We start from the raw sequence: 19291 nt of genomic DNA, 5'->3' as shown, positions 1-19291 counted from the left end.
TCTCTGTCCTGCCGGACATCTCCCCCGCAAGGGGGGAGATCGGCAGTTTCTGTGTCGTTGACCAACCTGCCAAGTCGACGCTTGGCGAAGGTGTAAATGAGAGCACAATCTCCCCCCTTGCGGGGGAGATGCCCGGCAGGGCAGAGGGGGGTGTGACGGAGAGCAAGTTCCGCCGGACAGCCTGAGCGTTCAATCCGACCACTTCACCTTGGTCAGGTCGTTGGCGGGGATGGGTGCGTTTTCCCACAGGCCTTGCAGCTTGGCATCCCAGACGCCGACCTTGGGCAGTTCGTAGAGGAAGCCGACCACGGCATCGTCGGCCAGAATCTTCTGCGCCTCGGCGTAGAGTTCCTTGCGCTTGGCCTCGTCGGCGGTGAGGTCCAGGTCGGCGATGACCTTGTTGAAGGTCGGATTGTCGTAGTTGAAGTAGTAATCCTTGCGCGAATAGATATCGATGTCGTTGGGCTCGGTGTGGGAGACGATGGTCAGGTCATAGTCCTTCTTGGTGAACACCTGGTCCAGCCACTGCGCCCACTCGATCGGGATGATCTCGAGATTGATGCCGACGTCGCGCAGTTCCGATGCGATGATTTCTCCGCCGAGGCGCGCATAGGAGGGCGGCGGCAGTTTCAACGTGGCCTTGAAGCCGTTCTCCAGCCCCGCTTCCTTCAACAGTTCCTTGGCCTTGGCCACGTCGTGCGGATAGCGGCCGGTGAGGTCGACATAATATTTGTTGGTCGGCGACATATGCGAGCCGATCGGCAGGCCGAGCCCGGCGGAAGCGCCGTCGATGATCGCCTTGCGGTCGAGCGCATAGGAGATCGCCTGCCTCACCTGCAACTTGTCGAAAGGCGGCTGCTTGTTGTTGATCGACAGGATGGTCTCGCCTTCGGTGGCACCGACAACGACCTTGAAACGTGGGTCGTCCTTGACCTGGGCGACGCTGTCGGGGTCGAAGAACGGGAAAGCCTGGATGTCGCCGGAAAGCAGCGCGGGCACCGCTGCGGCGGCATCGGGCACGATGCGGAACTCGACCTTTTCGAGGAAGACCGGCGCGCCCCAGTAATGGTCTGATTTCAGCAAGGTGATCGACGAGCCCTTGGCCCAGCTGTCGAACTTGAACGGTCCGGTGCCAACAGGCTTTTCCTTGTTGGTGTCGGCGGATTTCGGCGACACGATCACGGCGTCGCCCCAGCCCATATTGTAGAGGAACGAGCCTTGCGGGTGGGTGAGCGTGACCTTCACCGTCGCGGGGTCCACCACTTCGACCTTGTCGATGGCGGCAAAGAGCTGCTTTTGCGCGTTGAGCGAGTTTTCCGCGCGGGCACGGTCGAGCGAGAACTTCACGTCGTCGGCGCTGAAGTCGGCGCCGTCGTGGAATTTCACGCCGGTGTGGAGCTTGAACGTGTAGACCTTGCCGTCGTCCGAGACGGTCCAGCTTTCGGCCAGATCCGGCAGGACTTCGCTGTTGGGACCGATGCGAGTGAGGCCTTCGAAGACGTTGGCGTAGGTGACCTCCCTGATGGCGGCCGCCGCTCCCGCCGTCGGATCGAGATGCGGGGGTTCGAGCGGAATGCCGATGACGAGATCGGTGCGGGCGGCGAACGCCGAGGTGCTGGCGGCGGCCAGCGTCAGAACGGCAGCGGCCAGAATGGTTTTCCACAATTTCATCGTGCAACTCCCCGTGTGGTCAGACATGCGCTCGAACCATGCGGATAGAAGCGTGATTTCGCGCGGGAGTAAATTGCGTTTCGTGCTGTGCGGCGCCCTGGCCGGGAATGTTTTTCTCCGCTGGCTTCATCGGCCGGTCGAAGCTTGCCGGCGCGGGCGCTAGTCCGTCGCGGTGCCACGCAGCAGCACGTTGAGGCCAATGGCCATCACCTTGGCCGATTCGATCATGTCCGATATTCCGACCCATTCATCCGGCCGGTGCGCGAGATCGAGAATGCCCGGTCCATAGGCGATGCAGTCGTAGATATGGCCAATGCGGGCAATATGCTTCTGGTCGTAGGTGCCGGGCGAAATGACATAGTCGGGCTCTCGGTCGAAGATCGCATGAATGCCCTGCGCCACCGCCTTGACGACCGGCGCATCGCGCTCGGTCATCAGCGGCAGCACTTCCATCAGATCGCGGATCTCGTAGTCGAATTTCCTGCGCTCACGCTTCAGCCGGTCGAGAATACCGGTCACTTCGCCTTTGACGGTGGCCAGGTCTTCCTCGAGCAGGAAGCGGCGGTCGATGGTCAGCCGGCAGGAGTCGGGCACGTTGGGCGAGGGCAGGCCGGGCCGGAAGTCCTCTGTCTGGCCGCCATGGATGGAATTGATGTTCATGGTCGAGCGCCTGGCGCCCTCGGGAACGACCGGCATGCGCGTTACCTTGCGATCCAGCGCCGGGAACAGGTCGTCTTCGAAGGCTTGCAGCACCGCACCCATGTGACGCACCGCATTGTCGCCGAGGAAGGGCATCGAGCCGTGCGCGATCTCGCCCTTGGTCTCGATTTCCGCCCACCAGACGCCACGGTGGCCGAGGCAGATGCGGTCCTTGTTCAGCGGCTCGGGGATGATCACATGGTCGACCCTGGGCTTCGAAAAATAGCCGAGCCTGGCCAGATGGGCGACGCCGCCGAAGCCGCCGGACTCTTCGTCGACCGTGCCCGATATCTCGATGGCGCCGGGAAAGTCGGGGAAGACGTCCATGAAGGCTTCGGCCGCGATGATGGAAGCGGCCAATCCTCCCTTCATGTCGCAGGCCCCGCGCCCATAGACCCTGCCGTCTCTGACGATGCCGGCAAAGGGATCGAGGCTCCAGCCTTCGCCGGCCTCGACCACGTCGATATGCGAGTTGAAGTGGACGCAGGGACCGGGCGATCTGCCGTCGAAGCGGGCCACGACATTGACGCGCGGGTAGCGGTCGGTGTCCCCGGGCGTCCCTTCGGCGCGGATGAATTCGATTTCGAAGCCGCGCTGCTTCAGCCGGGCGCCGATATATTCCGCGCATGGTCGGTAGGCCTCGCCGGGCGGATTGATGGTGGGAAAGCGAATGAGGTCGGCTGTCAGCGCGACGAGATCATCGCGCCTGGCATCGATTGCTTTGAGGAGTCGTTCGTTCATGCCGCGAGTTGAGCAGCGATCGCGACGGTTTTGCAAGCCCGTCGAGCGAAGCCGTGCGGCGTGTCGTTGCGGCAACTATCGCGCGAAATCGTTCAAATTCACTGCTTTGAATTGGCTAATTGGTCAAGGAGTGTGTGTTAACCCGTTCACCTGCCATTAAAAAGATGAAAAACAGCGTGAGGGCAGGCAAGTAAGGGGCAATCAAAGGGGTTTGATCGCATGAAAAAGTCATTTCTCATGGCAGCGATGATGGCCGTCGCACTGTTCGCCACATCAGTCGCCAGCCAGGCGGCGATGCTGGTGGCGAACATCGACGTGTCGACGCAGACGATGACGGTCAGATATGGTTCGACGGTTTACCGGTGGGCCGTGTCCACCGCCCGTCCGGGTTATTTCACGCCGCGCGGAACCTACCGGCCGCAGCGGACGGCACGCATGTGGTATTCGCGCAAATATGACATGTCGCCAATGCCTTACTCGGTGTTCTTCCATGGCGGCTACGCCATTCATGGAACCGGCGCCGTCAGGCAGCTTGGGCGTCCGGCATCACATGGCTGCGTGCGGCTGCACACGGCCAATGCCGCGACCTTCTATTCGATGGTGCGGGAAGTCGGCTTCGGCAACACGCGCATCGTGGTGACCAACTAACGCCTGCCGGACGCGCCGCCGTACGTGCGGCGCGGTCCGCCTGGCCGCGCATCGGTCCAGCGGATCGCCCGACCGATCCATCAGCGTTGCAAGCGCTGATGCCGGCCAACGACCCGTGACGGCGGGAGGTTCCCCGTGATCGTTTTGAGGCGGGATTTTTACCGCTGGCAAAGCATCCGGCCAAGTTCCATCTGTTCGGATGTCCCGAGAAGCTGTTACTAGGAGCTTGTGCCTCCGGTTCTTTTGCAGAACCTGGATGGCACAGATCAATAGTGATGCGCGGCCTCTTTTATTAGCCTTCGCTTGTATTTCGCAGGCCCGCCGATCGGTGCGCGAGGAAACGTGCCATTGCGTATCGTTCGCCGGAATTGACAGATGCTTGCGCAGCCCGAGACGGACGATCGCGTTTCCAGCCGGCCCGCCGGGGTGGTTATTCTCGGCGGCGCGCATGGGACCCTGGCGCTTGCCAGGAGCCTCGGCAGTCGCAAGGTCCCTGTCTGGCTGGTGAGCAACGACACGCCGTTGCCTGGCTTTTCGCGATATGCCCGCCACACGATGACATGGCCCGGTCCCGATGACGCGCGGGCCGTCGACTTCCTGCTCGATCTGGCCAGGACCCATGGGCTGGGCGGCTTTCTGCTGATCGCGGGCGGTGACCCCGAAGTTCGCTTTCTGTCGCAAGCGATCGATCAACTTCGCACGGTGTTCGAGGTGGTGCTGCCGCCGTGGGAGCAACTGAAATGGGTTTGCGAAAAGCCGCTGCTCTACCGCCGCGCGCGCGAATTGGGGCTCGCCGTGCCCCTGACCTACGCGATCACCGCTTGTGGGCAGGCGGCGCAGGCCGAGCTTCGCTTTCCCGTCATTCTGAAGCCGAATATGGGCGGACGCAGCCGCTTCGCGCGCGCCAAGGCCGTTCTCGCCGGCGATCTGAAAACGTTCCTTGCTGCCTATGAATGGGCCTCCGAGGACATCGGCGGCGAGAATGTCGTGGTCCAGGAGATGATACCGGGGGGAGGAGAAAGCCAGTTCTCCTACGCGGCACTCTGGGATCAGGGGGCGCCGGTGGTGGAATTCACCGCCCGACGTACGCGGCAGTATCCGGTCGATTTTGGCTATACCAGCACCTTCGTGGAGGTCGTCGACGAGCCGCAACTGATCGCTGCCGCGCGCCGGCTGCTCGAATCGATCGGGCATCATGGGCTGGTCGAGGTCGAATTCAAGCGCGATGCCCGCGATGGCTCGATGAAGGTGCTCGACGTCAATCCGCGGCCGTGGACATGGTTTGGATTGGGCGCCGCCGCCGGCATCGATCTTGGCGCCATTCTATGGGCGGTCCGATCGGGTCAACACCCGCCGGTTGCCACGGCGCGGCCGGGCACATCCTGGATGTATCTTGTGCGCGACATGGTGGCGGCAGGCCAGTTGATCACGAGCGGCAGGCTGACAAGACGTGCCTATTTCGGATCCTTCGCTGCCGTCAGGGCATGGGCGACATTCATGGCGCGCGACCCGGTTCCAGCCTTGATCGACGTGCCTTTGACGGTCTGGAGAGTGCTTACAAGGCGGGTGTTTCGGTTGCCGCGATAGTTTGGATGGACGGCCAGAGGCTCGGGTGAACACCCTCATTTTTCCCAATCTTAACCGGAAAACATCTAGGACGACATCATGATGGATTGCCTTTCCCGGCTGCGAGCCAATCGCGGAAAGCCAGATGTGAGGCCACGGACATGAACGCCTCCATGCCAGGGATGGATTGCGAAGTCGCCGTGATCGGTGCCGGTCCCTTTGGACTGGCCGCGGCTAGCGCTCTCAAGGCTGCGGGCATCGAGACGCGAACCTTTGGCGGCGCCATGTCTTTCTGGCGCGATCATATGCCGAAGGGCATGAGGCTGCGCTCTCCATGGCATGCGACCTATATCGGCCACACGAAGGGTCGGCTGTCGCTCGATTCCTATGCGACCATCCTCGGGATATCGCCGGGCGAACCACTGCTGCTTGAAAACTTCGTCGACTATGGACTTTGGATTCAGGCCCAGGCGGTTGGGGACCTGGATACACGCAGGGTAAGTCAAGTCGCGCCGGCGAATGGCGGGTTTCGGTTGGCTCTTGCCGACGGCGATGCCGTCACCGCGCGACGGGTGGTGGTTGCCACCGGTTTGATGAACCAGCAACTGATCCCTGGTGTCTTCAGCGGGATGCCCTGCGAACTGGTCAGCCATGCCAGCCAGCATACCGACTATGGATCTTTTCGCGGCAAGCGTGTCGCGGTCATCGGGCGCGGGCAGAGCGCCTGCGAAACCGCCGTGCTGCTCAAGCGCAGTGGCGCCGATGTGGACCTCGTCTGCCATGGCCCGATCCATTGGCTGGGGTACCGGGCCATGGCGGGAAAACAGAAATGGAGCTTGCGCGACTTCCTGTCGGAGCGCCTCGCATCGCCGTCGAGGGTCGGCCCGTTTCCGATCTCCTGGTTGGTCGAGGTCCCGGGTTTCGTGCACATGTTCCCGGAAGCCGCGAGAGCCGGGCTCAACAGGCGCAGTCTCGGCGCCGGCGCAACGGGCTGGCTGAGGCCGGATTTCGACGGGATAAGGATTAATGCCGGCAGCAGGATCGTTGGCGCCTCCGCCGGAGAGAGCGGCGTCGAACTGCGGTTCGAAAAGGATACCGCCACCTTTGACCATGTCCTCTTGGGGACGGGCTACAAGATCGACATCGCGAGGCTGGGGTTGTTCGGCCCCGACCTGCTTGACGCGATTGTGCGCCGGGAAGGGTTGCCGGTGCTTTCCGCCGGTTTCGAATCCAGCATTCCCGGGCTGCATTTCATCGGTGCGAGCGCGGTCGGCAGTTTTGGTCCGCTGATGCGGTTCACCGCCGGCACGCCGTTTGCCGCACGCACCGTCGCGCACTTCATCCGCAAGACCTCGGGAAAGGCCTATGCGGCGGTCTGAAACCGGAAGACGGCGTAGTCGATCGGGCGGATCGCGTCGAGGAAGCCCGGCATTGCCGAGACGGGCAATTCCCTGAAGACCTTGGTCTCGCGGAGTGCGGGTTTCGCCCAATCGATGGCGCGATGGCTGGAACTTCCATAGATGACGAAACAGCTGCGTGGCCGTCGTTCGAGCGACGATACGAGGTTTTTCAAGACGATGTCGAAAACGTCCTGTGAAAAGGGATTGTAGAAATAGACCACCAGCGGCGCCTCGGGAAAGTCATAGGCCGCGGCATCGGCTTCGACGACGCTGAGTGCCTGGCATCTGCGCGAAGGATCCCGGAAACGCTCGATGTTGGCCCTGGCGATTTCGACCAGTTCGCGCGCGAACTCCACGCCGACGACCCCGGCAAACGAATATCGGGATGCCAGCAGCAACGTCCGCGACTTGCCGGAACCGATATCGACAAACGTATGATCGTGGAGGTCGCGGGGCAGCGACTTCATGATGAAGTCGAAGGTCCGGGGCGAGGTGCATACGGCTTCGTTGCCCTTGGTCCGGTGCGGACCGACGACGGTCAAGGTGGCAAGCTGGATCGAGCCGGCCGTATCGACGCCATAGCGGCGGTCCCATTTGCGGGCGAGACGGTCGGCCAGAACATGCCGGATGTTGCGCCTGATGAAGCCAAGGCTCGCGCCTGGGCCATGCCGGTGTACCAGCCTCAGCGGCTCCAGCGGACCATGTCGACGGATATAGGCCCATGCCCGGCCAAGACGGCCGAACGAACGGTCTTCGATACCGTCGCGGTCGAGGCGCGGCATCTCGATATTCGTCATGCCGCGCTCCATTCCGATCGACGACCTTCCACAGGGATATGTGCGCCCTGGTCGTTTAAGATTCCCTGACCTGGAAAGTTACGAATGTCTGGATTGCGAGGTCGCGTGGCGCGCCGCCCGGAGATCGGCGCCTATTCTTCGGCGACAGCTGTCAACTCGTTGCAACCTGCGGCTTGGCCGGCGGGCGCGGCTTGCGCCGCCACTTGGTGATCTCCCACCTCTTGTGAAACCACATCCACTGGCCGGGATCCTCGCGCACCCAGCGCTCGACCACGTCGTTGAGCATCTGGGTGGTGGCGTGGACGTCGACGCTGCCGTCGGCGGTACGCGGCAGGACCAGCCTGTCCTCGATCTCGAGCCGGAAGCGGTTGCCCGGCAGCCTGACGCAGCGCGCCGGATAGACGTCGCAGTCATAGTGGCGGGCAAGGGTGCCGAGCACGCGGTTGCTCTGGCAGGGCCGGCCGAAGAAGGTCGTGTCCAGCCCGTTGGAGAATTTCTGGTCGACGAGGACACCGATATTGCCGCCATTTTCCAGTACGCCGGCCAGGGCGAAAGAGGCGCCGGCCATAGACGGCAACAAGCCGCCCATGCTCGATCGCCTCGTCGAGAGAATGTAGTCGGCGAGATAGGGATTGTTGGGCGGGCGAAACAGCGCCGTGATATTCATGCCGAAAGTGGCCGCGGCCACCGGCAGGAGCTCGAAATTGCCGAGATGGCCGGTGAAGACGATGTGCGGCTGCTTTTCGGCGGCGATCTCGACGAAGTGCTCTGTACCCCTGACCTCGACGCGGCCGGGCTTGCTGGCGGCCGGGTCATAGTCGAACAGGGCATCGAGAAAGATGTACTCGGCGGCAAGGCGGGCCATATTGCCCCACATATCGGAGGCGATGGCCTGGATTTCGCTTTCGCTCTTCTCCGGATAGGCCTTGCGCAGATTGTCGATGGCGACCTTGTGGCGTCCGACCCTCGGGCCGATGAGACGGGCGGCGCGGTCGGCGAAATTCAGCGCGCTGTCGACCGGCAGCAGGCGCAAGACCGACATGATGATCATGGCGGCGCGCGCGACCAGCCAGTAGTTCACCTGGCGCAGTTGCCGGCCAAGGCGAAACCTGAGATCCCGGCGTAGCTTCTTGAGCACCGACGTCAGGGCCTCAGGCGACGCGCAGGATGATCTTGCCGAACACGTCGCGGCCTTCCATGCGCTTGAGCGCGGCATCGATGTCGTCGAAGCCGACCTCGGTGTCGATGACGGGTGCCACCTGTCCCGCCGCCATCTTCTGCATGGCGTTGGCCATGTTCTCCATGCGGCAGCCGAAGGAACCGAGCAGCTTCAATTGCTGCTGGAAGAGCTGCATCAGGTTGATCTGCGTCGACACGCCCGATGTCGAGCCGCAGGTGACCAGGCGGCCGCCACGCTTCAGGCACAGCATCGAGCCGGCGAAGGTGTCGGCGCCGACATGTTCGAAGACGACGTCGACGCCTTTCTTCTTCGTCAGCTTGCGCACGACGCCTTCGAAGCGGTCGTCGCGGTAATTGATGACATGATCGGCGCCGAGCGCCTTGGCCTTGTCGATCTTTTCGTTCGAACCGACCGTGGTGATGACGGTGCAGCCCATACGCTTCGCCAGCTGGATGGCGGCCGAGCCGATACCGGAGCCGCCGGCATGAACGAGGATCGTTTCACCGGGTTGCAGCCTGGCATTGTCGAACAGCATGTGCTCGACCGTGCCGAAAGTCACGGGCGCGACGGCGGCGCCGATGTCGGTCACGCCGGGCGGGGCGGGGACGAGCAGGCGCGCCGGCAGATTGATCTTCTCCTGCGCGAACCCATCGAGATGGAAGCCATGGACGCCCGAGACATGTTCGCACAGATTGTCGCGGCCTTCGCGGCAGGCACGGCAGAGACCGCAGGTGCGTGCGCCGTAGATCGAGACCAGTTGCCCAGGCAGCAGGCTGGAAACGCCGGGTCCGACCGCCTCGACCTCGCCGGAGGCTTCCGCGCCGACGACGAGCGGCAGCTTTCGCTTGGCGAAGGCCATGCCGCGCCAGCCCCAGACATCGATGTGGTTCAGGGCCACCGCCTTGATGCGCAGCGTGACTTCGCCAAGTGCGGGTGGCGGCGGGGGCGGCAGGTCCACCGTTTCAAGACGGCGGTCCTCGATAAGTTGCAGTGCGCGCATGGAGCCTGTCGGTTCTATTTCTTGTTCTATGCGTGTCGCGGTCGCAAAATCGAGGTCACTTCTGCGCGACATGCATTGGGCGGAAGCGGCTCGCTTAGACCGGTTCCCGCGCCATGACAAGGCAAGTGTTCTGGCCGCCGAAGCCGAAGGAGTTCGACAGGACCGTGCGAACCTGCGCATTGCGCTTCTTGTTCGGCACCACGTCGAGCACGATCGCCGGGTCGGGATTGTCGTAATTGATGGTCGGCGGAATGACGCTTTCGCGCATCGTCATCAGCGAAAAAGCCGCTTCCACCGCGCCGGCCGCGGACAGCGTGTGGCCGATCATCGACTTGTTGGACGAGATCGGCATCGAGCCTATCCGCTCGCCGAACACGGTCGACAGCGACAGGTGCTCCATCTTGTCGTTTTCCGGCGTCGAGGTGCCGTGCGCGTTGACATAGTCGATCTCGCCTTCGCTCAAGCCCGCATCGGCAAGCGCGGCGCGCACGGCGGCAATCGCCGGCGAGCCATCCGGCTTGGAGCGGGTGCGGTGGAAATCGTCAGCCTTTTCGCCACAACCGCTCAAGATGCCGAGGACCTCGGCCCCACGGGCAAGTGCGGCTTCCAGCGATTCCAGCACCAGCGCGCCGGATCCTTCCGCCAAGACGAAACCGTCACGGTCCTTGGAGAACGGTTTTGACGCTTTCTCGGGATTGTCATTATGGGTGGAGAGCGCCGAAAGCAGGGAGAAGCGGATAAGCGCTTCGGCGGTCGCCGAGCCGTCGGCGCCGATCGACAGCGCCCGGTCGCATTCGCCGCGCCGGATCGCCTCGACGCCGAGCTGGATGGCGGTGGCGCCGGAGGCGCAGGCGGTCGACAGGGTGATCGGCAGGCCGCGCGTGCCGAACCGGTCGGCGAGCCTGTCGGCGATCGAGCCGAACTGGGTGGTCTCGAAAATATCCAGTTCCTTCAATCCCCGCGCGACCCGCAACAGCCTTTCGGCGCCGGCGTCGTCCTTGTCGGAGTTGTAGAGCGCGAAGCGCTCATGCCAGTCGAGTTCGACCGGCGGCGAAGCGAGGAACAGCGGACCGCCGAAATCGCTGGAATCAAGGCCGGATTCGGCCACGGCCTCACGCGCGGCGGTCTCTGCAAGCTCGTAGGTGAGGGGACTGGCGCCCTTGGAGCTCGACGAGAGGAAATCGACCATGCCCGAGATGCGGGTGTTGAGGTGATCGACCGGAAAGCGGGTGATCGGGTGGATGCCCGATTTTCCCGACGTCAGCGCCGCCCAATTGTCTGCCTTGCCGACGCCGAGCGAAGTCACCACGCCGATGCCGGTGACGGCGACGATCGGCCTGCCCATGTGATCCCTGAGATTGGCCATCCGGAAGCCCTTTGCCCTTGAAGCGTGAATTGCGAGGAGCACTTACGCTGATTTGACCAGCGCCATGCCCTCGAATTGGTGATAGCCGATCGCCGTTGCAAGGACGCTCGCCGGAATGCCTTCGAACGGCTTCTCTGCCGTGGCGTCAAAGACAGGATAGGCGGCCTTGCGGTCGACGGCGAGCGCCGCCAACGCCACGGCGAAGGGAAACTGCGCTTCCTTCATATGGCCGGTAAGCGTCGCGAAGCCGCGCGCCGAGATCGCCGGATTGGCTTCGAGGGCCGCTTTTTCAGAGGCCGTCGCGGCGTGCGCACCAGATGCGCCCGACATCGCCAGCAGCTTGCCGTCCGGCAGCGCCGCCCGGCTCAGCAGCGTGGCGATCTCGGCATCGAGTTCTCCACGCGAGCGCCTGGCACGGCCGGACACAACCGGTCCGAGTTCGGCATAGATATTGCGGCCGCGACTTATCGCATGTTCGCGCTGCTCCAGCACCAGGAACGCGCCACCGGAGCCGGACACCACGCCGCCGCCTTCGGCGCCCTGTCTTTGCCAGACCGGCTTCCAGGGGCCGCGATGCAGATAGCCGGCCAATTCATAACCGAGCAGCATGTCGGAATGTTCGGTCTGGAAAGCGCCGCCAACCAGGATGTGCGTCGACTGGCCGGAGCGGATGCGCGCGGCCGCCGTCTCGACGGCAGCGACGCCAGCGCCTTCCTCGCCCATGAAGGTGCGCGATGAGCCCGTCACCTTGTGGACGATGGAGATGTTGCCGGCGAGCAGGTTGGAAAGCTGGGCGAGAAACAGGGTCGGCCGCAGTTCGGTCGTGAGCTTCTCGTTGAGCAGCACGTCGCGGTCGTTGCGGCTTTCCGAAGCGGCCAGAATGGCGGCATCGACCGCCTCGTCGCGCTCGCCGCCGCCGGCCGCCACGACCATGTCCATGGTGCTGCAGAGTTCGTCGTTGCCCTTGATGCCGGCATCGTCCAGCGCCAGGCCGGCGGCATAGGTGCCGAGCCGTTGCCAGGTTTCCATCTGCCGCTGATCGCCGCGCTTGGCGATCTGCAGGTTCCAGTCGATCTCAGGTAGCGGATGAATGGTGTAGGGGGCAAAGCGCGCCGTTTCGAGCACCGGCTTCTGGCCGGGTTGAGACAGCTTCTGCCAGTGGGCGTCGGGACCTTCCCCCAGTGAGGAAACAAGGCCGATACCTGTGATGACGACGTCGCGGGGGCTGCTCATGAGCGGCTTTGTGGGTCAGGCGGCGCGGCCCGTCAAGGCCGCGTACCGGCCGATCTCAGGCGGTCTTTGCCGCGACCAGCGCGTCGATCTTGGCGCACAGGTTCTTCATGACGAAGTAATCGTCGGTCGAAGCCTTGCCGTCATTGACTTCCTGCGTCCACTTTTCCAGCGGCACCTTGATGCCGAATTCCTTGTCGATGGCAAAGACGATGTCGAGGAAATCGAGGCTGTCGATGCCGAGATCGTCGATCGTGTGGCTCTCGGGCGTGATGGTGTCGATATCGATCTCGCTGGTGTCGGCAATGATCTTGGCGACTTTGTCGAACGTGGTGGACAAGGGTCTTTTCCTTCTTTGCGGGCGGAATCTGTCCGCATCTTGTTTGGGCGCTGTCTAATCGGTTTTTCCCGGCAGGAAAAGGCCTGATAAGCCGGGCGCAGATGGGTAGGTCGCCCAAGAAACGCAAGAAGGGCCGCCGGTCAACCCGGCGGCCCTTCCCATTACCGTTACGTCAGTCCTTGTTCCGGTGCCTGTCGTTTTCTCCAACCGCAACCGCGTTTGGGCGACATGCATCAGTTGTCGCGGAGCTTGACCAGATCGTTCAGCAGTCCGCCCGTCCCGTTGTGGACGGTCAGCCGCTCGACCTTGCCGGCGATGGCTTCGAGAGCTTCAAGCTCCTTCAGCCGCAGCATCACCGGGTTCTCCGCCATCACCCTGGCCGTGTTGAGCAGGGAACGCGTGGCGTTCGTCTCCTCGCGGCGACGGATGACGTTGGCCTCGGCCTGCTTCTCGGCCGACACCACCTGGTTCAGGATCTCGCGCATCTCGCCCGGCAGGATGACATCCTTGAGTGCGATGTCGCTGACCTCGACCCCGATCTCGGCCATGTCCGTACGGACCTTGGCCGCCGCTTCCTCATCGACCGTCACCTTCTTTTCGAGGATCTGGTCCAGCGTCAGCGCGCCAAGCGTCTTGCGGAAGGCGTACTGGAGGGCGCGGTAGAGGGCTTCGGAGAAGTCCTTCACCATGCTCAAAGCCTTGACCGGATCGACGACCCGGTACTCGGCTGATATGTTGACGCGGATCGTGACGCGATCCTTGGTCAACACTTCCTGTCCGGCGACGTCGAGCGACTGGCGCTTGAGGTCGACGACCTTCACCTGCACCATGCGGCCGACGTTCCAGAAGGCGTGCACGCCCGCCGCAAGCGTGCGGGCAAGCACGCCGTCCACGAACAACAGTCCGGCCTGGCCGTCGACGACCGGATGGACGGACATGAGTTCCGTCTTCCGGGCCTGGCCGAGCCGGCGCATGACCGCCGGATCGATGGCCAGATCGACCGACGTGTCGACCAGCGTCACCTTCCACGGACCGGCATCGGTCCACAGCACCAGCTTGCGATCCGGGGCGAGGGCGGCATGCAGGTTTCCGTCACGCTCGATGACGGCGACCTCAGTGCGCCCGGTGCGAACGACGGTCAGATGACGCGCGGCCACATCCGGGAGCTTGTCGAACAACGCCTTCTCGTACGCCGAAACGAATTCCGGGTTCTTCAGATCGTGCCGGGACACTTCGAGGCTGCCGCGCCGGTTGGCGAGCGCATGCTCGCCCGGCAGCAGGACAGCCTTGATCTCCCCCTTGTAGAGGGTAAGGGCACGTTCATTTTCCTTTACGAGGACGCGCTCGCGTCCAAGAACCTTGTCGAGAACAGTCATTGTCTTACTCCTGTCGGGCATGGCCCCATGCGAGGCGTCAACTCATGCGTCGATCTTCCCTTCGTTTCTCGTTTCACTTCCAATTCCGGGCACGAATGATCCGGGGACTGGTGGCATCGATCCGTGGCGGACCTTCGGGAGCGGGCCGCGGGGCAGCGAAGCGGGCTGTGGAGGCTGAAGCCTCTGTTGCCGGCGACGCTGCGCCTTGACCATCACCGCGGGCCTGGCCGCGAGCCGATGGCGTCAAACCTTCCGATCCAGCTTCGGCCCGAAGGCTTCGGCCGTCCGTCAGATCTTCAGCATTCCAGTCCCCGGACCGTTTTTCAGATAACACCGTGGCAGGGTGCTGGCTTATCAGGCCAATGGAGAAGGATTTGAACCTTCGACGTCAGAACCTAAATCTGATGCTCTACCAAACTGAGCTATCCGTGGTGCAGACAGCAGGATTCGAACCTGCGACCTCCGGACCCAAATCCGGCGCTCTACCAAACTGAGCTACATCCGCGATCCCAATCCCCAAAGCGGCGCCGTATACAGGGCGGCAACGCCGCCTGCACGGGCGGAGACGAAAGCTCCAACCGCTGTGCTCGCTTCGGTTCTCGTGACCGGGAGCGCGGCTATAGGGCCTGCGACGGGTTGTCGCAAGCGGCATTGTCGCGGCGAATTCGTGGCTTCTTTCGGCAGTTGCATTTCAGCAACATCAGCCTATTGGCAATTGCATGTACCAATGTACCATGGTACAAATTGGATTATGGATATAGAACGCGTGCAGACCGGGGTCCGCCTGGAAAAACGATTGGTGAAGGTGCTCAAGGCGCTGGCCGAGCATCGCGACATGAGCCTCGGCGATCTCATCGAAGGCATCGTGCTGCATGCTTTCGAGGGGGAAACGCCGTTTTCCCCGGAAACACTCGAAACGATCAGCCAATTGAAACGCATCTACGGGTTGGAGCTTGGCGCGGCGGACAGCCACCGTCTGACTGAAGCGCCATCCTCCGAACGGAAAGGGAAGGCGGATGACGAGCCATCTTGAACGCAGCCACAGCATAGTCCTTTCCGGTCCGGTCGATCGCGTCTTTCCGCTGTTCACGCCGATCGGCGAGACTCTATGGGTGGAGGGCTGGGACCCGGAATTCCTGCACCCGCAAGGTGGAGAAACGCGGCAAGGCATGGTCTTCCGAACCGTCCACGGCGACGAGACGACGCTGTGGGCCTGCGCCGACTGGAATCCAGCCGCGCACCGTGTCCGCTATGTCAGGGTCACGCCGGATTCGCGTTTCGGATTTGTCGACGTGGCCTGCCGTTCGGCGGCCGATGGCGGCACCGAAGCATCGATCGCCTATACGTTCACGGCTCTGAACGCGGCGGGAGAATCCTATCTGTCTGATCTGACCGAGGATGCCTTCACGCACATGATCGAGACGTGGAAAGTCAGCATCGATGCCTGGCTGCGCACCGAGACCTCTAGAACGTGACGCGGCCAAGCACGCGCAGACCGTCACCTTGCGGCTCGACGATCACGGCCTCGCCCTCGCGCGGCGAGACGCCGGTGAGTGCCACGATGTCTTCCAGATGGGTGACCATGACCAGATTGTCCGAGCCGGAATAGGCGCGGATTTCCTTCATGATGGCGGCGATCTGTGCGGCTTTCTCCGCATCGTCACCCTTGAGAAGATCGAGCGGGGCAAAAAGCTCCGGCTCGGCCTCGAAAGCGATGCGCGCCGTGTCAAGACAGCGGCAGTAGCGGCTGGAGAGCACGCGCGCGACGGGCGCCGCACGGGCAGCGAACAGCGCTCCTATCTTGCTCGCCTGCTGCTTGCCGCGCGCCGACAGATTGACCTGGGTGGCGCAGCTGTCGATGTCGAAACTGGCCGGATCGGTCGTGCCGGTCACCATCGCATGGCGCAGCAGCACGACATGCCCGCCGTCGCGCAGCAGCGCCCAGCCGGCATCCGTCGCATGAGCCGAAGCCGGAACGACAAGCAGGAACAAAGCCAAGGCAAATCGGATCATCGCCACCCTTTCACAAGCCAGGCGCGAGGCGCCGGCTCTTCGCATATAGGGATCGGAAAGCCGACACAAAGACAAGCAAGGGCTCTTCGCCCCGCCGCCTCACTTTTTGGCGAGCTGCTTCTTCACCAGATCGATCTTCTGGTCGGTGAGCGGGATGGGTATTGTGTAGCCGGCTTCGGTAAAGCCCTGCTTGGCGTTCTCGAAGAACCCGATGGCCTTGAGGTATTGCGGCTTGCCGCCGCCATAGCTGGCGCGGTTCCAGTATACGTCGCCGATATTGTTCTGTTCGAAAGCCCACTGCAGGGGCTGGCTTTCCCTGGTGAAAACCTTCAGCGTTGCCGTGAAAGCCGCCTCGGCATCGTCCAGATATTTTCCGGTCCGTTCGATGGTGCCGAGATTGAGCAGGCTCATGCCGATGCCGTTCTGGGCATTCGCCCAATCGACGGGGGCGGCCTCGATGGTCAGCACTTCAAGCGCCGCCCGGCGTGCCGCGATGGAATCATGCAGGATTTTCGGATCGGCATTGCTCATGCTCAGCCAGTGCAGCGTCGAGCCGAGGCCGGCCTGAGTGAGGGCCCATTGCCGCGGGTTGGTCTCGCGCTTGTACTCGCGCAAGGCATCGCGGTAGGCGTCCGCCGCCGCGCCGTAGTGTTCCGGCTTCTCGGTCACGGCGCCCAGAAGCTGGAGCGTGTTGCCGAGATTGTAGTAGCTCATGGCCCAGTCGAGCGGGAACTTGCGCCTGACATAGACCTGGCGGGCGGCCTGGAAGGCAGCGACAGACTGTTCGAGCTTGGCCGCGTCGCGGGTGCGCTGTCCAAGCGTCTGGTAGATCGAGCCGAGATTATTCTGGGCCGATGCCCAATCCATGGGGAAGCGCTGGCGGGTGAAGACCGTCAGCGCATCGCCATAGGCGGCGGCCGCTTCCTCGAGCGTACCGGTGCCCATGTCGAAGCGGGCTATGCCGCTCAGCGCGTTGCCGAGGTTGAGGCGGCTCGTTGCCCAGGAGACCGGGAAGGTTTCGCGGGTCCGCACCTCGAGCGCCGCGCGGAAGGCATCGGCCGCCTCGTTGATTTTCGCTTTCTCGTTCAACTGGATGCCGAGCGTGACGAGTGTGTTGCCGAGATTGTTCTCGACCATCGCCCATTCCACGGGTGTCTTGGCACGTGTGTACTCCTCGAGCGCCAGCCGGTAGGCCGCCTCGGCCTGCGCGAGGTGCTCGCCGGCCGGTTCGCGCTCGGAGAGCGCATAGAGCGCAAGCCCGAGATTGTTCTGCGAGGAAGCCCAGTCGAGCGGCAGCTTGTCGCGCGGACGCTTCTCCAGTGTGGCGCGCATCGCCGCCACCGCCTCATTGAGGCGCTTCGGGTCGCTTTCGCGTTCACCGATCTTCAACAGCACATTGCCGAGATTGTTCTGTGCGGCCGCCCAGTTGCGGTCGTCTTTCACCTTTTCGAAGACGGCAAGCGAATCGCGAAAAATCTGGGCCGCTTCTTCCAGATGCGCGGTTTCCGTCTCGCGCTCGCCGATGTTCTGCAGCGCCACCCCCAAGTTGTTGCGGGTGATGGCCCAGTCGCGGTTCTGTTCGCCGTTGGGGATAAAATTCAGGATGACGCGATAGGCGTCGATCGACCCTTGCAGCGCCTTGAGGTCGCCGGTTGCATAGCCATAGGCATTCAGCGCTTCCGCTTCCTGGTTTTTGTAGTTCCAGCGCAGTTTTTCGTCCCATTTCTCGATCAGCGAGAAGGCCTTGGCGTAGTCGTTTGCCGCGGCCATGTAGTCGAACACGAGCGCCGAGGCATCGGCGCGTTTGGCGTAGATCGTAGCATCGGCTATGCGCTTCTGCCGGATCACTTCCTCTGCCTGGTCGACCGCGCCGCTGGTTTCCTCGACCCTGCCCACGGCCTGATCGAGGAACTTGCGCGCCGTGGCGATCGCGCCCTGGCCGATCGCCTTGTCGGCGGAGGCGACGAGACGTTTGATTTCAGGATCGTCGGTGCGCAGTGCGTCACTTTCCGCGATCATCTTCTTCAGGCGCTCCGACTGCACCTGAAGCACTTTCTGCAGATCGGCCGGATCTTCAGGGGTTTTTTCGGTGCCGAGCGCCTTCAGCACGCCGTAGAGCGCGTCGAGCGGCACGCCATCCTGCAGGGACGCCAGTTCCACCTGCGCGCGCTTGGGGTCTGGCAGGTCGGAAATCGTGAGCAGCAATTGCCGCCGCTCGCCCGTTATAAGCCCGTCGTCGCCGGTCGGCTCCGGCGGCGCAACGCCGAAATAGAGCAGACGCCGCAGGCTTTCATTGACCCAGGGACGCTGCCTGGCCTTGGTGTCGAGATAGACTTCCTCCGTCACCATGCGCATGACCGAACCGAACTCGCTGCCCTTCATCGCGCCGAGGTGGCGCAGCAGGGCCGCCGCATAGGGGCTGTTCTCGCCCGCGGCGCCGTCCAGCGCCGGGCGTCCCGGTTCGGCGGCGAAACCGATCACCGTGCCGAGGCTCGCGTCCTGCGCCTGCGCATTGCCAAGCGCCTTGGCGCCGCGCACCGGTTCCAGGCCGCCGGCGCCGATCGGCTCGGCCGAGGCGGTCGGAGCGCGCCTCACCAGGGCATCGGCCGGAAACGGATTGGTGCGGCAGGCGTCGAGCAGCATGATCGTCACCGGCACGGTCTTCTTCAATTCATCCATGACGGCTGAAATCGGCACCAGCGCCTGGCCGGCGTCCTTCAGGGAGGCGACGTCGGCATCGACCGGAATCAGATAGTTCTCGCCGCCGGCCTCGATGCCGTGACCGGAATAATAGATGAAGGCGACATCGGCGCCTTCGGCATCCTCGGCGAAGCGTTCGAGATCGCGCCTGAGCTTGCCGGCATCGCGGTCGCTGACGCTTCGCGCGTCGAAGCCGAGGTCGGTCAGCATCTTGGCCATGTCACGGGCGTCATTGGCCGGGTTGGGGAGGGCGGCGATGTGTTCGTATTTGGATTGGCCGATGACCAGCGCCACGCCCTTGAGGTCTTTGGCTCCGGCAGGTCGCATCGGCACGGCAAGGCATAGCAGCATGACGACCAGGGTCGTCAGCCACGCCTGACGGAAAAGACTGCGCTTCGAGGTTTCGACAAAGATCATTTGTCGCTCGTGTCCGCCCTGATAAATCCAAACCCTCTATACCGTTGCCAGCCGACCATGATCAAATTCGGGCACGTTGATCAAGCCGTGGTTTTGAAGTGGCTTTGATCTTGCCACTCTTGATCTTGCCGTTGGTGGCGGGCCGGA

At 63.1% G+C, this 19291-nt stretch carries 16 protein-coding genes and 2 tRNA genes; 5 read left to right on the top strand and 13 right to left on the bottom strand.

All coding sequences use genetic code 11. The annotated features are described in order from the left end of the window. Positions 1–189 precede the first annotated feature (189 nt). Both FFS37_RS30520 and FFS37_RS30515 read right to left on the bottom strand, forming a co-directional pair. Complete coding sequence (locus FFS37_RS30520; protein WP_137934674.1) at positions 190–1671, bottom strand: ABC transporter substrate-binding protein; 1482 nt, start codon at positions 1669–1671, stop codon at positions 190–192. A gap of 159 nt (positions 1672–1830) precedes the next feature. Then, positions 1831–3111 carry an acetylornithine deacetylase/succinyl-diaminopimelate desuccinylase family protein gene (locus tag FFS37_RS30515; RefSeq protein WP_137934673.1) on the bottom strand — a complete coding sequence of 427 codons (1281 nt, stop codon included), beginning with the start codon at positions 3109–3111 and terminating at the stop codon, positions 1831–1833. Between the two features lie 219 nt (positions 3112–3330). Between FFS37_RS30515 and FFS37_RS30510 the strand changes: the two genes are divergently transcribed. The 3 genes from FFS37_RS30510 (at position 3331) to FFS37_RS30500 (ending at position 6704) form a co-directional block, all read left to right on the top strand. Next, positions 3331–3759 (top strand): L,D-transpeptidase, encoded by a 429-nt coding sequence (locus tag FFS37_RS30510; protein WP_137934672.1) that lies wholly within the window; start codon positions 3331–3333, stop codon positions 3757–3759. 375 nt (positions 3760–4134) lie between these two features. Next, the gene (locus FFS37_RS30505; protein WP_137934671.1) at positions 4135–5346 is read left to right on the top strand and encodes a carboxylate--amine ligase; all 1212 of its coding nucleotides are present in this window, start codon (positions 4135–4137) and stop codon (positions 5344–5346) included. Positions 5347–5486: 140 nt separating this feature from the next. After that, entirely contained in the window at positions 5487–6704 is a 1218-nt protein-coding gene (locus FFS37_RS30500; protein ID WP_137934670.1) for an NAD(P)-binding domain-containing protein, read from the top strand. On the opposite strand, the gene FFS37_RS30495 is transcribed toward FFS37_RS30500, so the two are convergent. From FFS37_RS30495 to FFS37_RS30455, 9 genes are all read right to left on the bottom strand, one after another. Further along, entirely contained in the window at positions 6689–7522 is an 834-nt protein-coding gene (locus tag FFS37_RS30495) for a class I SAM-dependent methyltransferase (protein WP_232375824.1), read from the bottom strand. The two genes, FFS37_RS30500 and FFS37_RS30495, sit on opposite strands and share 16 nt — an antisense overlap. 151 nt (positions 7523–7673) lie before the next feature. Then, positions 7674–8660, bottom strand: coding sequence for a lipid A biosynthesis lauroyl acyltransferase (locus FFS37_RS30490; RefSeq protein ID WP_171026484.1), 987 nt, complete (start codon positions 8658–8660; stop codon positions 7674–7676). 13 nt (positions 8661–8673) lie between these two features. Further along, the gene (locus tag FFS37_RS30485) at positions 8674–9702 is read right to left on the bottom strand and encodes a zinc-binding dehydrogenase (RefSeq protein ID WP_137934668.1); all 1029 of its coding nucleotides are present in this window, start codon (positions 9700–9702) and stop codon (positions 8674–8676) included. 94 nt (positions 9703–9796) lie between these two features. Beyond that, complete coding sequence (locus FFS37_RS30480) at positions 9797–11068, bottom strand: beta-ketoacyl-ACP synthase (RefSeq protein ID WP_137934667.1); 1272 nt, start codon at positions 11066–11068, stop codon at positions 9797–9799. Positions 11069–11110: 42 nt separating this feature from the next. Beyond that, the gene (locus FFS37_RS30475) at positions 11111–12301 is read right to left on the bottom strand and encodes a beta-ketoacyl-ACP synthase (RefSeq protein WP_137934666.1); all 1191 of its coding nucleotides are present in this window, start codon (positions 12299–12301) and stop codon (positions 11111–11113) included. A gap of 55 nt (positions 12302–12356) precedes the next feature. Beyond that, a complete protein-coding gene (locus FFS37_RS30470) occupies positions 12357–12638 on the bottom strand; it encodes an acyl carrier protein (protein WP_010909964.1) in 282 nt (93 codons plus the stop codon). Between the two features lie 233 nt (positions 12639–12871). Continuing rightward, positions 12872–14014, bottom strand: a complete 1143-nt coding sequence (locus FFS37_RS30465) for a slipin family protein (RefSeq protein WP_171026483.1) — start codon at positions 14012–14014, stop codon at positions 12872–12874. Positions 14015–14373: 359 nt separating this feature from the next. Continuing rightward, positions 14374–14441, bottom strand: a tRNA-Leu gene (locus FFS37_RS30460). Between the two features lie 2 nt (positions 14442–14443). Then, positions 14444–14519 (bottom strand) — tRNA-OTHER (locus FFS37_RS30455). Between the two features lie 261 nt (positions 14520–14780). Between FFS37_RS30455 and FFS37_RS30450 the strand changes: the two genes are divergently transcribed. Next, positions 14781–15047, top strand: coding sequence for a hypothetical protein (locus FFS37_RS30450; protein WP_232375823.1), 267 nt, complete (start codon positions 14781–14783; stop codon positions 15045–15047). Next, positions 15031–15489 carry an SRPBCC family protein gene (locus tag FFS37_RS30445; protein ID WP_137934665.1) on the top strand — a complete coding sequence of 153 codons (459 nt, stop codon included), beginning with the start codon at positions 15031–15033 and terminating at the stop codon, positions 15487–15489. Before FFS37_RS30450 ends, FFS37_RS30445 begins: the two co-directional genes overlap by 17 nt. On the opposite strand, the gene FFS37_RS30440 is transcribed toward FFS37_RS30445, so the two are convergent. Both FFS37_RS30440 and FFS37_RS30435 read right to left on the bottom strand, forming a co-directional pair. Next, positions 15479–16027, bottom strand: coding sequence for a histidine phosphatase family protein (locus FFS37_RS30440; protein WP_137934664.1), 549 nt, complete (start codon positions 16025–16027; stop codon positions 15479–15481). The genes FFS37_RS30445 and FFS37_RS30440 overlap by 11 nt on opposite strands. A gap of 99 nt (positions 16028–16126) precedes the next feature. Beyond that, complete coding sequence (locus FFS37_RS30435; RefSeq protein ID WP_137934663.1) at positions 16127–19144, bottom strand: caspase family protein; 3018 nt, start codon at positions 19142–19144, stop codon at positions 16127–16129. Between the last annotated feature and the right edge of the window lie 147 nt (positions 19145–19291).

It is taken from the genome of Mesorhizobium comanense (assembly GCF_005503535.1).
Lineage (GTDB): Bacteria > Pseudomonadota > Alphaproteobacteria > Rhizobiales > Rhizobiaceae > Mesorhizobium > Mesorhizobium comanense.
The sequence above is the reverse complement of the archived record's forward strand: the minus strand, read 5'-3'. Positions and strand labels throughout refer to the sequence as shown.

Bases quoted from the DNA above. Each gene is read 5' to 3' on its own strand.
- FFS37_RS30510 (WP_137934672.1), top strand. From the start codon at position 3,331: ATGAAAAAGTCATTTCTCATGGCAGCGATGATGGCCGTCGCACTGTTC.
- FFS37_RS30440 (WP_137934664.1), bottom strand. From the start codon at position 16,027: ATGATCCGATTTGCCTTGGCTTTGTTCCTGCTTGTCGTTCCGGCTTCG.
- FFS37_RS30485 (WP_137934668.1), bottom strand. From the start codon at position 9,702: ATGCGCGCACTGCAACTTATCGAGGACCGCCGTCTTGAAACGGTGGAC.
- FFS37_RS30495 (WP_232375824.1), bottom strand. From the start codon at position 7,522: ATGACGAATATCGAGATGCCGCGCCTCGACCGCGACGGTATCGAAGAC.
- FFS37_RS30500 (WP_137934670.1), top strand. From the start codon at position 5,487: ATGAACGCCTCCATGCCAGGGATGGATTGCGAAGTCGCCGTGATCGGT.
- FFS37_RS30515 (WP_137934673.1), bottom strand. From the start codon at position 3,111: ATGAACGAACGACTCCTCAAAGCAATCGATGCCAGGCGCGATGATCTC.
- FFS37_RS30505 (WP_137934671.1), top strand. From the start codon at position 4,135: ATGCTTGCGCAGCCCGAGACGGACGATCGCGTTTCCAGCCGGCCCGCC.
- FFS37_RS30480 (WP_137934667.1), bottom strand. From the start codon at position 11,068: ATGGCCAATCTCAGGGATCACATGGGCAGGCCGATCGTCGCCGTCACC.
- FFS37_RS30475 (WP_137934666.1), bottom strand. From the start codon at position 12,301: ATGAGCAGCCCCCGCGACGTCGTCATCACAGGTATCGGCCTTGTTTCC.
- FFS37_RS30445 (WP_137934665.1), top strand. From the start codon at position 15,031: ATGACGAGCCATCTTGAACGCAGCCACAGCATAGTCCTTTCCGGTCCG.
- FFS37_RS30435 (WP_137934663.1), bottom strand. From the start codon at position 19,144: ATGATCTTTGTCGAAACCTCGAAGCGCAGTCTTTTCCGTCAGGCGTGG.
- FFS37_RS30520 (WP_137934674.1), bottom strand. From the start codon at position 1,671: ATGAAATTGTGGAAAACCATTCTGGCCGCTGCCGTTCTGACGCTGGCC.
- FFS37_RS30465 (WP_171026483.1), bottom strand. From the start codon at position 14,014: ATGACTGTTCTCGACAAGGTTCTTGGACGCGAGCGCGTCCTCGTAAAG.